Origin of the sequence: Verrucosispora sp. NA02020, assembly GCF_013364215.1 — a bacterium.
Taxonomy (GTDB): domain Bacteria; phylum Actinomycetota; class Actinomycetes; order Mycobacteriales; family Micromonosporaceae; genus Micromonospora.
Map to the genome: position 1 here is coordinate 5781926 of NZ_CP054923.1, position 13640 is coordinate 5795565.

10 protein-coding genes are annotated in these 13640 nt (G+C 72.7%); all 10 read right to left on the bottom strand.

Annotation, left to right across the window (positions count from 1 at the left end; all coding sequences use genetic code 11):
* Nucleotides 1-310: 310 nt before the first annotated feature.
* Nucleotides 311-2026 carry a lectin gene (locus HUT12_RS25745; RefSeq protein ID WP_176095013.1) on the bottom strand — a complete coding sequence of 572 codons (1716 nt, stop codon included), beginning with the start codon at nt 2024-2026 and terminating at the stop codon, nt 311-313.
* Between the two features lie 79 nt (nt 2027-2105).
* A complete protein-coding gene (locus HUT12_RS25750; RefSeq protein WP_176095014.1) occupies nt 2106-4973 on the bottom strand; it encodes a PQQ-dependent sugar dehydrogenase in 2868 nt (955 codons plus the stop codon).
* 238 nt (nt 4974-5211) lie between these two features.
* Entirely contained in the window at nt 5212-6279 is a 1068-nt protein-coding gene (locus HUT12_RS25755) for a polyprenyl synthetase family protein (RefSeq protein ID WP_176095015.1), read from the bottom strand.
* Nucleotides 6276-7664, bottom strand: a complete 1389-nt coding sequence (locus HUT12_RS25760; RefSeq protein WP_176095016.1) for an alkaline phosphatase family protein — start codon at nt 7662-7664, stop codon at nt 6276-6278. Before HUT12_RS25760 ends, HUT12_RS25755 begins: the two co-directional genes overlap by 4 nt.
* Nucleotides 7665-7683: 19 nt before the next feature.
* Nucleotides 7684-8901 carry a metabolite traffic protein EboE gene (gene eboE / locus HUT12_RS25765; RefSeq protein WP_176095017.1) on the bottom strand — a complete coding sequence of 406 codons (1218 nt, stop codon included), beginning with the start codon at nt 8899-8901 and terminating at the stop codon, nt 7684-7686.
* Nucleotides 8901-9749, bottom strand: coding sequence for a TatD family hydrolase (locus tag HUT12_RS25770; protein ID WP_131057566.1), 849 nt, complete (start codon nt 9747-9749; stop codon nt 8901-8903). Before HUT12_RS25770 ends, eboE begins: the two co-directional genes overlap by 1 nt.
* Nucleotides 9749-10354 carry an EboA domain-containing protein gene (locus HUT12_RS25775; protein ID WP_131057563.1) on the bottom strand — a complete coding sequence of 202 codons (606 nt, stop codon included), beginning with the start codon at nt 10352-10354 and terminating at the stop codon, nt 9749-9751. The genes HUT12_RS25770 and HUT12_RS25775 overlap by 1 nt, the downstream gene beginning before the upstream one ends.
* A gap of 169 nt (nt 10355-10523) precedes the next feature.
* Nucleotides 10524-11567 (bottom strand): sugar phosphate isomerase/epimerase, encoded by a 1044-nt coding sequence (locus HUT12_RS25780; protein WP_176095018.1) that lies wholly within the window; start codon nt 11565-11567, stop codon nt 10524-10526.
* Complete coding sequence (locus HUT12_RS25785; RefSeq protein ID WP_176095019.1) at nt 11564-12442, bottom strand: SCO3242 family prenyltransferase; 879 nt, start codon at nt 12440-12442, stop codon at nt 11564-11566. The genes HUT12_RS25780 and HUT12_RS25785 overlap by 4 nt, the downstream gene beginning before the upstream one ends.
* Nucleotides 12426-13586, bottom strand: a complete 1161-nt coding sequence (locus HUT12_RS25790; RefSeq protein ID WP_176095020.1) for an inositol-3-phosphate synthase — start codon at nt 13584-13586, stop codon at nt 12426-12428. Before HUT12_RS25790 ends, HUT12_RS25785 begins: the two co-directional genes overlap by 17 nt.
* Nucleotides 13587-13640: the final 54 nt, after the last annotated feature.

A 13640-nucleotide genomic window follows, 5' to 3' on the forward strand; every position in this document is an offset into this window, starting at 1 on the left:
TCCCCTGTGCGTGTGGTGGGGATTCCGTACCTGCGTGACCGGGGCGAGGGCGGCCGGACGTGGCGGCCTGCGAGGGGATGGGCCGGTGGGCGCGCTAGCACCTGGGACCGACGGGTTGCGCCTCCCGTCGGTGCACCGGCCACCTCGCGGTCGCCGCCTTCACTCTAGGCGCGTGCCGCACCGTTGCGGAAGGTGTCGCGCGGCCGCAGAAGGTGCCGCGCGGTTGTGCAAGGTGCCGCGCAGCGCGCGGTGGGTGTAAGGAGGGGTCCCCTGTACAACGCCAGGCGTTAGCAGGGGACCCCTGCTTTCATCAGGGCAGGACCCAGCGCTGGTTGGCGTTGGTGTGACAGGTCCAGAGGTGGACCGCCTGACCGTCGGCCGAACTGTTGTTCGACACGTCCAGGCACTTGCCCGTCTGCGGGTTGCGCAGCGTCCCGTTGGACTGCGCCGACCAGTTCTGCGCGCCGGAGCCGTTGCACGTCCAGAGCTGGATCTTCGTACCGTCGGCCGAGGCGCCGCCGTTGACGTCCAGGCACTTGCCCAACGCCCGGATCGTCGAGTTCGGCGTCACCGACCAGGTCTGCGCGGTGCTGCCGTTGCAGGTCCAGATCTGGATCTGCGTACCGTCGGCCGTGGCACCGTTGCGTACGTCCAGGCACTTGCCCGCCAGACCGGTGATCCGGCCGGTTCCGGTGGGCGGCGGGTTCGTGCCGCCCAACTCCTTGATCCGGATGTTGCGGAAGAACGCGTCGTCACCCGTACCGTGGTTCTGGATGCCGATGTGGCCGGCGAGCGACCGTACCGGATCGGTGTTGGTGAAGTCGTTGATCTTCGACCCGTTCAGGAAGACCTGGAGCCGCTCCCCCTCCACCAGCAGTTCGTAGGTGTTCCACTCCCCCGCCGGGTTCAGCGCGGCGTCGCGGGCGGCGAGGTCGGCGGACTTGAAGCCGTAGACCGCGCCGGTGGTCCGGTCGGCGGTGTCGGTGGGGTCGATCTGCACCTCGTAGCCGTTGTTGATGGCCGAGTTCGGATCGCTCGACGGCGGGAAGCCGATGAAGACGCCCGAGTTGTCGTCCCCGGCGAGCCGCCAGTCCAGCTTGAGCGAGTAGTTCGTGAACTGCTTCGCGCTGTACCAGTACAGGCCCATCCCGCCGACCGAGGTCAGCGTGGCGTCCGAGTTGGTGAAGCTGCCCGGTCCGGCCTGGGACCAGCCGGTGGTCGAGCCGTTGTAGAGGGCGGTGTAGCCGGTCTCCGGGCGGCAGTCGGCCTTGGTGCGACCGGCCGCGTACCGGATGCCGCCGAGCAGGTGCGCCCGGAACGCCGACTCGGCGTACGAGGCCTGGGTGTGGCCGCCGCCGGTGTAGAAGGACCGCCCGGCGCTGACCGTCTTGCACCAGGCGATCGGGTGGTCGGCACCCATCACCCCACCCGAGTACGTCGACTCGTTCAGGTTCGCCAGCACGCGCGCGCCGGAGCGGGGGTTGGTCTGGAAGTCGTACCACTCGTCGGTGCGTACCCAGTTCTGCGGCAGGTGTGCGGTGGCCGCGTGGGCGCGGTTCTCGACCCGTACGGTGGCCTGCTGGATCGCCGGGTGCGAGCGGAAGTACGCGCCGACCAGGTTGCCGTAGAAGGACCAGCCGTACTCGGTGTCGGCGGCGGCGTGCACGCCGACGAATCCACCGCCTGCGTTGATGTACGACTCGAAGGCGGTCTGCTGGGTGGCGTTGAGCACGTCACCGGTGGTGTTGAGGAAGACGACCGCCTCGTACTGGGCGAGGTTGCCGGTGGTGAACGCGGCGGCGTCCTCGGTGGCGGTGACGGTGAAGCTGTTCGCCGCGCCCAGGTCGCGGATGGCCTGGGTGCCGACCGCGATGGAGTCGTGCCGGAAGCCGGCGGTCTTGGAGAAGACCAGCACGTCGTACGGGGCGTCGGCGGCGCTGGCCGGGGTGGCCGGTGCGGTGCAGGCGAGGACGGCGAGGACCGCGGTGGCCAGGCCGGCGGCGGGTCTTCTGAGGAGTGTGCGCATGTCGCTCTCCTTACGGTTCGTGGTGTGAGCAGGGGTCCCCTGTACGACGCCAGGCGTTAGCAGGGGACCCCTGCTTTCATCAGGGCAGGACCCAGCGCTGGTTGGCGTTGGTGTGACAGGTCCAGAGGTGGACCGCCTGACCGTCGGCCGAACTGTTGTTCGACACGTCCAGGCACTTGCCCGTCTGCGGGTTGCGCAGCGTCCCGTTGGACTGCGCCGACCAGTTCTGCGCGCCGGAGCCGTTGCACGTCCAGAGCTGGATCTTCGTACCGTCGGCCGAGGCGCCGCCGTTGACGTCCAGGCACTTGCCCAACGCCCGGATCGTCGAGTTCGGCGTCACCGACCAGGTCTGCGCGGTGCTGCCGTTGCAGGTGTAGATCTGGATCTGCGTACCGTCGGCGGTGGCCGCGTTCCGCACGTCCAGGCACTTGCCCGCCAGTCCGGTGATCGGGCCGGTGCCGCCGGTGTTCCCGCTGCCCGTGGTGAAGGTGAACGAGTCCAGGTCGTACAGCGTTCCGGTGCCGGTGCCGGCGAACGTGAGATAGAGCGTGGTGGTGCCGCTCGGCGGGTTGGTGATCGCGCCGCTCACGGTCGTGAACGTCTCCCAACCGCCGGTCACCGGGACGGTGGCCGAGCCGAGCACGGTGCCGGTGGCCGAACCGGCGCGGACCTGGAGGGTGCCGCCGGAGCCGGCCGAGGAGACCCGGGCGCTGAACGACGTCACGTTGTTGATCCGGTACGGCTCGAACGCGATCCAGTCGCCGTTGTTGATGTTGCCGACCGTCTTGCCGCCCTCGGCCGGGGTCTTGTCGAAGACCGTGATGCCCGACGAGGTCTTGTAGTGCTCGGCCTGCCGGCTGCGCGGCTGGAGGGTGTGCTGGGTGTGGGTGGTGAGCCCGCCGGTGTCGGTGTACTCGGCGTCGAAGATCGCGAAGATGTTCGCCGCGTAGTCGTGTTCACCGTCGACCGGGATGGTGATGGAGCCGGAGCAGCCGGTCTGCGAGGTGATCTGGTGGCCGTGGCTGTCGTGGCCCAGCACGTAGGTCATCCGGACCTTGGTGCAGTCGATCGTGCCGTCCTCCGGGTCGGTGACGGTGATGCTGAACGGCACGGTGTCGCCGAAGGAGAACAGCGAGCCGTTGACCGGGCCGTTGATGGTGACCGTTGGCGCGGTGTTGCCGACCCGGATCTGCACGCTGGCGTTGCCGGTGGCGCCCTGCGGGTCGCGGACGGTCAGCGTGGCGTTGTACGTGCCGTTGGCGGTGTACGTCTTGCTCGGGTTGGCGGCCGTCGAGGTGGTGCCGTCACCGAACGCCCACGAGTAGGTCAACGCCCCACCCTCCGGGTCCGACGACCCGGCCGAGGAGAAGTTGACGGTCAACGGGGCGATTCCGGAGGTCCGGTTCGCCGACGCCACCGCCGTCGGGGCGCGGTTGCCGCCGCCGACGTAGTCGTAGCGGTAGAGCGCGGAGTTGGCGTCGCCGTTGTAGTACCCGGTGCCGTAGTCGAGCACGTAGAGGGCGCCGTCCGGCCCGAAGGCCATGTCCATGACCTGCTTGCCGTTCCAGGGGAAGGACGCGTCGATGGTGCCCACCGAGCCGTCGCTGTTGACGTGGATCGGCTTGATCCAGCCACGTCCGAACTCACCGGCGAAGAACTGGCCGTCGAAGCTCTGCGGCCACTTGGTGGTGGACGTGGACGCGGCGTCGTAGCGGTAGACCGGGCCGGCGGCGGGCGACTCGGAGCCGCTGCCGAACTCCGGCGGGCTGCCGGCGTCTCCGGCGTACCGGATCCAGGAGGGTTTGGCAGCCGGCAGGGTGGTCAGGCCGGTGTTGCGGAACGAGTTGTTGGTCGCTCCGCCGGTGCAGTTGTACTTCGGGCCGGCGGTGCCGTTGGAGAAGTTCCACTCGGCGTACGTCTCGTTCGAGGTGTTGGTGCCGGTGCAGTACGGCCAACCGTAGAAGCCGGGCGCGGTGATCCGGTTGAACTCGACCTGGCCGCTGGGGCCCCGGCTGGTGGTGGAGCCGGCGTCCGGCCCGTAGTCGCCGACGTAGACGATGCCGGTGGCCTTGTCGACGCTCATCCGGAACGGGTTGCGCAGGCCCATGGCGTAGATCTCGGGGCGGGTGCCGGCCGTGCCGGGGGCGAACAGGTTGCCGGCCGGGATCGAGTACGTCCCATTGGCGTTGACCTTGATCCGCAGGATCTTGCCACGCAGGTCGTTGGTGTTGGCCGCGCTGCGTTGCGCGTCGTACGCCGGGTTGCGGTTGGTCCGTTCGTCGATCGGGGAGTACCCGGCGGAGTCGAACGGGTTGGTGTCGTCGCCGGTGGAGAGGTACAGGTTGCCGGCGGCGTCGAAGTCGATGTCGCCGCCGACGTGGCAGCACATGCCCCGGTCGGCGGCCACGTCCAGCACGTCGACCTTGCTGGACTGGTTGAGCGTGAAGTCGGCGTTGAGGGTGAACCGGGACAGCCGGTTGACGCCGCGCCAGGCGGAGAAGTCGCTGGCGGTCGCCGGGGCGTCGCCGGACGGGGTGGACAGCGGCGGGGCGTAGTAGAGGAAGATGTGCCGGTTGCTGGTGAAGTTGGGGTCGACGCCGACGCCCTGCAACCCTTCCTCGTCATGGGTGTAGACGGGGACGGTGCCGATCACGGTGGTGGTGCCGGCCGCGTCGGTGCGGCGCAGCGTGCCGTTGCGGGCGGTGTGCAGGACCGAGCGGTCGGGCAGCACCGCGAGGGTCATCGGCTCGCCGACCTCGGCCACGCCCTTGGCGAGGGTGACCTGCTGGAAGTCGGTGGCGACGATGGGGTGGGCCTGGGCCGGGGTGGGGCCGCCGAGGGCGGCCGGTCCGGCGCCGAGGGCCACCGTGCCGGCCGTGAGGGCCAGCATCAGCGCCGAGGCGCCGGTGAGCCACCGTGCGGGGTGGCGGTGGTGGTGGGTGGACATGCGTGTCCTGTCCCTTCCTGACGAGTGACTGCCAGGGCGGGGCGCGCGCCGTCGCGCCGGATGCCGTAGCGGGAGGGGTGCGGTGGTGCTGTCGTGGGTTCCCGCGCCGCCGGTTCACCTCGACGAAACAATCCGGTGCTGGCGCCAACACTAAGCGACATAAGTCGATGTGTCTATATCTTCCGCCGAACCGGCATCGACTTTCGTCAGTTTGATCGAAAGTCGCCCGCGCTACGGGTCAGTGCCGACGGTCGATTGCCTGTGTGGCCAGCGCACTCAGTGCGGCGCGGCTCTCCGGGGTCACCGGAACGTGCGCCAGCACGGCCAGCGCGGCCTCGGCACACCGTCGGATCATCCGCTCGATCTCGTCCCGGGCACCGGTGCTCTCGATGATCTTCCGCAGCTCTGCGGCACCGTCACCGTCCAGGTCCGGGTTGCCGAACAACTCGCGCAGCCGGGTGCTCTGCGACCGGTCGGCGGCGGCGCGGGCGAGTGCCATCATCACCGTCGGCTTCCCCTCACGCAGGTCGTCCAGGACGGACTTGCCGGTGACCGCCGGGTCACCGAACACCCCGAGCACGTCGTCGCGGAGCTGGAAGGCGTCCCCCAGCGGGTCGCCGAACTCGACCAGCGCGGCGAGCAGTTCGGGTGGCGCGCCGGCCAGGGTGGCACCGATCTGCAGGGGCCGGGTCACCGTGTAGCGGGCCGCCTTCATCCGGATCACCGTGAGCGCGCTGGCCACCGACCCGTCACCGACGCCGGACACCAGGTCGAGGTACTCCCCCGCGATCACCTCGGTCCGCATCAGCGCGAAGACGCCGTACCCCCGGTGCACCGCCTCGGCGGCCAGCCCGCACTCGTGGAACATCTGGTCCGACCAGGCCGCGCAGAGATCGCCGCAGAGCAGGGCGGTGTTGCGCCCGTACGCCTCGGGGTCGCCCCGCCACGACGAGCGGGCGTGCAGGTCGGCGAAGATCCGGTGCACCGAGGGTTCACCCCGGCGGCGGTCGCTGCCGTCCAGGATGTCGTCGTGGATCAGCGCGAACGCGTGGAACAGCTCCAGCGCCGCGGCGGCGGTCACGATAGGGGTGCCGTCCGGACCACCGGCCCCCCGCCAGCCCCAGTAACAGAAGAGCGGTCGGAGCCGCTTGCCGCCGGCCAGCACGAACCGGTGCAGGGTGGTGAAGACGCCCCGGGGCGCGCCGTCCGGCCAGTCCGGGTCCTGCCGGTCGAGGAAGCCGGTCAGCTCGGCGTCGAACCGGGCCCGTAACGCGTCCGCGTCGGCGGACGGCACCTCGACGGTCACCGCACCGGGAGCCCGGCCAGATGCAGCAGCAGCCCCTTCACCTCCGTGGCAGCGATCCGGTCCCGCGCCGCCGAGAGATCGGAGCAGAGCAGCACCGGCCCGTCGGCGGGGTCGGCGGGCAGTCGGCCGTGCGAACCCCGCACCGCGGCGGCCCCGGCGTCCAGGCCGACCACGCTCATCAGATACCGCATGCCGAGCTTCTTGCGGGCCAGGGCCACCCCGGCCCGTCGCTTCGCCGCACCGGGCGCGGCCGGGTCGAAGAACAGCTCCGCCGGGTCGTACCCGGGTTTGCGGTGGATCTCGACCAGCCGGGAGAAGTCCGGCGCGCGGGCGTCGTCGTGCCAGTAGTAGTAGGTGAACCAGGCGTCCGGCTCGGCGACCAGCACCAGTTCACCGGCGCGCGGATGGTCCAGCCCGTACGCCGCCTTGCCGTCGGCGTCGAGCACCTCGGCCACCCCGGGCAGCCCGGCGCAGAGTCTCGCCACCGCCGGGACGTCGGCCGGGTCCCGCACGTACACGTGGGCGACCTGGTGGTCGGCGACCGCGAAGGCCCGCGACGTCCACGGGTCCAGGTACTCCATCCCGGCCTGCGTGTAGACGCGCAGCAGCCCCTCGGCCCGCAGCAGCCGGTTGACGTCGACCGGCCGGGAGACGTCGGTGATGCCGTACTCCGACAGCACCACCACGGTCGCTCCCCGGTCCCGCGCGGCGTCCAGCAGCGGCCCGAGTACGCCGTCCAGCTCGGCCGCCGCCTCGGCGGCCCGGGTCGAGGCGGGGCCGAAGCGTTGCAGGTCGTAGTCGAGGTGCGGGACGTAGACCAGGGTCAGGTCCGGGGCCTCTTCCTCGACGATCTGCTGGGCGGCCCGGCAGATCCACTGTGACGAGGGCAGTCCGGCACCCGGGCCCCAGTAGGTGAACAGCGGGAACGTGCCCAGCCGGGCGGTGAGCCGGTCGTGCAGCTCGGGCGGGTCGGTGTAGCAGTCCGGTTCCTTGCGGCCGTCGGCGTGGTAGACCGGCCGGGGCGTGACCGTCCAGTTCACGTCCGCGCCCATCGCGTACCACCAGCAGACGTTCGCCACGGTGTAGCCGGGCTCGGCCCGGCGGGCCGCCTGCCACAGCTTCTCCCCGCCGACCAGCGCGTGGTGCTGCCGCCACAGCAGCACCTCGCCGAGGTCCCGGAAGTACCACCCGTTGCCGACGATCCCGTGCTCGGCCGGGAGCGCCCCGGTCAGGAACGTCGACTGCGCCGAGCAGGTCACCGCCGGCAGCACCGTGCCCAGTTCGGCCTGGAAACCGGCGTCGGCGACCGCCCGGAGCCGGGGCATGTGCGCCAGCAGCCGGGGGGTCAGTCCCACCACGTCCAGCACCACCAGGGGTCGGCTCACGACGCTCCTCCAGGCTCGGTCACGGCGTCACCACCGCTTCGGTCGGGGTCAGCCCGAGGGCGACCAGTTCGTCGCGGGTGAAGGCCAGTTCGGCGGCGATCCCGGCGGCCAACTCCGCGTGGGTGCGCGGGCGCCGCCGGACCGGCAGCACCCCCCAGGTGTACGTCTCGACGTCGAGATGGTCACAGCCCGCGTCGACGCCACCGAGCAGCCCGGCCAGCGCGGCGCGCAGCACCGGCAGCGTCGAGCCCAGCGGCGGCTCGGGCGGGGCGTGCAGCGGCACGTGGTAGTGCACCCGCCACGGGCCGGGCAGCCCGGCGTCGAGCGCCGCGTCCAGGTCGTCGGCCGCCCACGCCGGGTCGGCCGGGTCCCCCGCCGCCGACGACAAGCCCGCCGGGCTGGCGGTGGCGCAGCTCGCGGAGCGGGTCTGGTGCAGGAAGCGCGGTTCGACCCAGCGGCGCAGCGCGGCGGCGTCGCCGACCGGGTCGGCCGCCTCCAGCGCGGCGGACACCTGCACCTTCACCACCGGCAGCCCGGCGGCGGTCAACCGGTCGAGGGCGGCGGCCGGGTCCTCCCAGGCACAGGCGAGGTGGGCGAGGTCCAGGCAGACGCCGAGGCGCTCGGTGTCCATGCCGGACAGTGCGGTGACCGCCTGGGCGCTGCTCTCCACGACACATCCGGGCTCCGGCTCGAAGCCGACCCGCACCGTCCGGCCGGTCTCCCGCTCCACCGTGGCGAGCCCGGCGGCGAGCTGGTCCAGCCGGTGCCGGGCCGCGTCGGCACGGGCGGTGTCCCAGGGGGTACGCCAGGCCAGCGGCAGGGTGGAGACGGAGCCCCGCACGGCGTCGTCGGGCAGCAGGTCGGCCAGCACCCGGGCCAGGTCCAGGGTGTACCGCAGTCGCTGCGCGTCGGTCCAGTCGGGCAGGTACACCGCGCCCTTGACCACGGGTGCCTGGAACGCCGCGTACGGGAAGCCGTTGAGGGTGACCACCTCCAGCCCGCGCACGGTCAGCTCGGTGCGCAGGCGACGGCGGGCGTCCGGGTCGGCGGCGAGTTCGGCGGCGACCGGGGCGGCCAGCCACAGGCCGAGGCCGAGCAGGTCGCTGCCGAGCGTCTCCCGGATCGGCAGCGCGTAGCGGTCGAGTTGGGCGACGATGCCGGCGAGATCCTCGGCGGCGTGCACGTTGGTGCAGTACCCGAGGTGCACGGTGCGCCCGCCCGGATGACGGAACCGCATCAGCCGCCGCCGCGCAGGATCGAGTTGCCGGCGAAGGTCGGCTCGGCGTCCACGTCGCTGAGGTCGAGTCGGCCGGACTGGCCGTAGAACTCGACCGGGTTGCGCCACAGCACCAGGTCCACGTCGTCGTCGCTGAACCCGGCCGCCAGCATCGCCTCACCGGTGGCCCGGGTCAGCAGCGGATCCGAGCGCCCCCAGTCGGCCGCCGAGTTGACCAGCACCCGCTCGGTCCCGTACGCCCTGAGCAGCTCGACCATCCGGGGCGGCGACATCTTCGTGTCGGGGTAGATGGAGAACCCGAGCCAGCAGTCGCTGTCCCGCACCGCGCGTACGGTCACCTCGTTGAGGTGGTCGACCACCACCCGCCCCGCCCCGATCCCCGACTCGGCGACCACCGCGAGGGTACGTTCGACGCCCCGGGCCTTGTCCCGGTGCGGGGTGTGCACCAGCGCCGGCAGTTCGTGCGCCACGGCCAGCGCGAGCTGGGCGGCGAACACCTCGTCCTCCTCCGGCGTCATCGAGTCGTACCCGATCTCGCCGACCGCCACCACGCCGTCCTTCTCCAGGTAGCGGGGCAGCACGTCGAGCACCTCCCGGCAACGCGGGTCGTTGGCCTCCTTCGGGTTGAGCGCGATCGTGGCATGGTGACGTACGCCGAACTGCCCGGCCCGGAACGGCTCCCAGCCGACCAGCGAGTCGAAGTAGTCGGTGAACGAACCGACGCTGGTCCGTGGCTGGCCGAGCCAGAACGCCGGCTCGACCACCGCCCGGACCCCCGCGGCGGCCATCCGCTCGTAGTCGTCGGTGGTACGGGACGTCATGTGGATGTGCGGGTCGAAGATCCGCATCACACCTCCCTGTGGTGGGTGGTCAGCCGGTCCAGCAGCGCGACGGAGTCGGCGGGCATCTCCCGCCCGGCGGCCCGCCGCTCGTCGGCCAGCGCGCCGAGCATCTGCGCCAGTTCCCCGTCGGCGCGGGCGTCGAGGTCGGCCACCACGGCCAGCGGTACGCCGCTGAAGACGCACTTGAGCACCGCCTGCCGCCAGGCCGGCGCGTCGAGGTGGCGGGCGTACGGGCCGAGTGCGGCGGCGACGAGTCGGGTGTCGTTGGTGCGGATCGCGTCGTGTAGCAGCGGCACCCCGGCCGTACCGATCGGCAGCAGCGGCAACGCCTTGAGCACCGCCCGTTTCTCGGCGGCGTCACCGGTCCGGTACAGCGTCTCGGCCCGCTCGGCGTGCCCGGTCGCCAGGGCGGTCAGCAACAGCGCCCGGGCCGCCTCGTCGGCGGTCCAACCGGGCAGGTCGGGCAGCTCGGCCCGGCCGCAGTGCCGACCGGCGGCGGGAAAGAGCCGCGCGATCGTGGCCGGCTCGGCCGCGACGCGCCGCAGCGCCGTCGCCAGCCACTCCGGATCGGGTACGCCCCGCAGGGCCGCCCGCAGTTCGTCCGGTGTCATCGCCGTCCGCACCCCTTCCGCTCCTGCCGTTCGGCACTTCCGGTGCTCTGCTGTTCGCTGCCCTGCCGTTCGGCGCTTCCGGTGCTCTGCTGTTCGCTGCCCTGCCGTTCGGCGCTTCCGGTGCTCTCGCGCCGCCCGCGCTACTGCCGTGCGGCCCCTTTGCTCTGCTTCACCCCACGCAACGGTCGCTGTCCGGATATCGGACGCCGGGCGTTGCGTCCGTTGAAGCAGAGCAAAGGGCGCCCACCGAGGTGTGCTCGGTCGCCTGCGGCGCTGGCGCCGCCACCATCCCGGCCACACCCACGGTCGCCCCGCCCGCACCGGCGGGCGACGCGGCGGCGGGCGACGCGGCGGCAGGCGACGCGGCGGCGCGCAGGAAGTCCAGGGAGCGGGCGGCGACGCTGGGGGCGGCGTGCGAGTGCCGGGGCAGCTCGACTGCGACCAGGCCCCGGTAGCCGACCTCGCGCAGGGCGGCCAGCACCGGCGGGAAGTCGATCTCGCCGGTACCGAACTCCAGGTGTTCGTGCACGCCTCGCCGCATGTCGTCGATCTGCACGTTGACCAGGTGCGCGGCGACCGCGCGGACGCAGTCGGGCACCGGTATCGGCTCCAGGCAGCGACAGTGTCCGATGTCGAGGGTGATGCCCAGTGGGGACGGGGCGCCGAGGGCCGCGTACAGGCGTTGCCAGTCGGCGATGTCCTCGACCAGCATGCCCGGCTCGGGCTCGAAGCCGAGAGTCACCCCGGCGGCGTCGGCCGCCGCGACCACCGGCGCGCAGCCGGCGACCAGGCGGTCCCAGGCGACCGCAGGTGGGACCGACTCCGGTCGGACACCGGCCCAGAACGAGACCGCCTCGGCGTCCAGGTCCGCGCCGATCGCCACCGCGCGGCGCAGGAACTCGATCCGCAGCGCGGGGTCGTCGTGCAGCAGCGTCGGCGCGTGCTTGTGCCAGGGGTCGAGCAGGTACCGCGCCCCGGTCTCGATCACCAGGCCGAGACCGAGGTCGGCCAGTCGGCGGCCGACGGCGTCGACCCGGCGGGCCAGCCCCGGCGCGAACGGGTCGAGGTGGTCGTGGTCGAGGGTGAGTGCCACGCCGGTGTAGCCGAGGTCGGCGATGACCGCCAGCGCGTCGTCCAGCCGATGGTTGGCGAAGCCGTTGGTGCCGTACCCGAAACGCAGCCCGCCCGGGTTCGCGGAGCCGGCGGCGGTCATGTCGGTGAGACCTTCCGGGCCAATCGCCGGCCCAGCGGCGCGGCGGCGGCGACCGCCAGCCCGAGCAGGCCGGCACCGGCCCGCGCGGTCAGCGCGCCCTGCAACGCGGGCAGCCCGGTGATGCCGGCGCCGACCGCCGCGCGGACCCGGCCGGCGCTCGGGTCGGCGGCGACCCGCGCCTGTGCGGTGCCGTACCGGACGGCGTACCAACCGGCGAGTACCCCGGGCAGCGCCGCCGCCACCCGGCCGGCGACCGTCGGCCCGCCCCGACGGGACGGCAACGCGGCGCTCGCGGCGACCAGCGCGGTGCCGGCGAGGGTACGTCTCGGCAGCGCCCGGTCGGCGCCGGTGACCTCGCGGCGGGACAGGGCGGTGACGGTCCAGGTGTGCGCGGCGACGGTCAGTGCCGCCGGCAACGCCCGGGCCGGTCGGCCACCGGCGGCACCGAGCAGGACGTCCAGTCCCCGGCAGGTGGCCATCACCGCGGGCCCGGCGGCGGTGTTCTTGGCCGCCAGGTCGTACGCCCAGACGGCGGCGGCCAACGGCACCGCGACGGCGGTGGCGCGACGGCCGCCGCCCAGCGCGGCGAGCCCGACACCGGCCACGGTCAGCCCGGCGGCCAGACCGACCGCGAGACCGGGGTGGACCCGGCCGCTGGGGATCGGCCGCTCGGGGCGCTCGACCGCGTCCAGCCGCCGGTCCGCCCAGTCGTTGGCGGCCATCCCGGCCCAGTAGAGCAGCACCGACGCGGTGGCCAGCACGGGCGTACGCGGCCCGAGCGCACCGGCCGCCGCGGCACCGGCCACCACGTCCCCGGGCACCGAGAGCGCGGCCGGTGCCCGGACCAGCTCGGCGAGGTCAGCCACGCGCGGCATCGTGACCTCCGGCGTGCAGACGACGGGTGAACGCGACGAGTCGGGTCCACTGGTCGCCGAGCGAGTGGGTGGCGGTGCCGAGCGGGTCCTTGAAGAAGAAGGCGAGATCGGTCAGCGGCCCGGTGACCCCGGCGGTGTGTGCCGCGGCGGTGAGCCGGGCCAGGTCGAGCACGAGCGGGGCGGCCAGCGCCGAGTCGCAGCCCTGCCAGGTGAACTCCAGGCGCATGCCGGTGCCCAGGAAGCCGGCGAAGGTGATCAGGTCCCAGGCGGTCTTGAAGTCGCCCAGTTCCTCGACGTACTCGATGCGGGTGTCGCCCTGCGGCAGGTAGCCGAGCGTCTCGCCGAGTACCCGCTGCTTGCTGCGGACCTTGGCGGCGTTGGCGGCCGGGTCGGAGAGGGTCGCGCCGTCGCCGCCGCCGAGCAGGTTGAGCCCGGACCAGGACCGTACGGTGAGGTGGCGCATCGCGAACATCGGGGCGAGCACCGACTTGAGCAGCGTCTCCCCGGTCTTGCCGTCGTGTCCGGCGTACGGCACCCGGTGCGTGTCGGCGAGCGTGGTCAACGCCGGCAGCCGGAGCCCGGTCGACGGGGTGAAGTCGACGTACGGGCAGCCGGCCGTCACCGCCGCGTACGCGTACAGGGAGCTGGGGGGCAGCACCTCGTCGGGGCCGGCGAGAGCGGCACTCAGCGCCTCCGGGTCAGCGTGGCCGGGGTGGGGTCGGGGCGTCGGCTCGGTGGCCGCGACGTTGACCACCACCACCCGGTCCAGCCCGTGCCACTCGCGGAAGTCGACGAGGTCGCGGACGGTCGCGGCGGCCCGGTCGGCCTGACTGCCGCCGATCGGCGCGGGCCGCAGATCGCGTTCCACGGTGGCCAGTTCCTCGGTCGACGCGGCGACCAGGCGGGCCGGCAGCACCCCGGCGGTGGCGAGCGCCTCGGCGCGCTTGGCGAGCGGTGTGGTGACCACGTCGTGCCCGCCGAACACCAGCTCGGCGAAGGTCGGCAGGGCCGGTCCGCGCAGCTCGGGCAGCTCGGTGACGCACCCGGTGGGCCCGGTCAGACCGGCCCGCAGGGCGAGCGCCCCGACGATGCTGGTGGTCGCGACCGAGCCGCGCGCCCCCACCAGCCAGACACCCGTACGCATAGCGCTCCTTCGGATCACTTCGGGCGGATGCGCCCCGTCCGCCGCGCCGCCCGA

Coding starts and splice junctions, on each gene's coding strand:
- HUT12_RS25745 (WP_176095013.1), bottom strand. CDS start 2,026: ATGCGCACACTCCTCAGAAGACCCGCCGCCGGCCTGGCCACCGCGGTC.
- HUT12_RS25750 (WP_176095014.1), bottom strand. CDS start 4,973: ATGTCCACCCACCACCACCGCCACCCCGCACGGTGGCTCACCGGCGCC.
- eboE (WP_176095017.1), bottom strand. CDS start 8,901: ATGCGGTTCCGTCATCCGGGCGGGCGCACCGTGCACCTCGGGTACTGC.
- HUT12_RS25770 (WP_131057566.1), bottom strand. CDS start 9,749: ATGCGGATCTTCGACCCGCACATCCACATGACGTCCCGTACCACCGAC.
- HUT12_RS25775 (WP_131057563.1), bottom strand. CDS start 10,354: ATGACACCGGACGAACTGCGGGCGGCCCTGCGGGGCGTACCCGATCCG.
- HUT12_RS25780 (WP_176095018.1), bottom strand. CDS start 11,567: ATGACCGCCGCCGGCTCCGCGAACCCGGGCGGGCTGCGTTTCGGGTAC.
- HUT12_RS25785 (WP_176095019.1), bottom strand. CDS start 12,442: ATGCCGCGCGTGGCTGACCTCGCCGAGCTGGTCCGGGCACCGGCCGCG.
- HUT12_RS25790 (WP_176095020.1), bottom strand. CDS start 13,586: ATGCGTACGGGTGTCTGGCTGGTGGGGGCGCGCGGCTCGGTCGCGACC.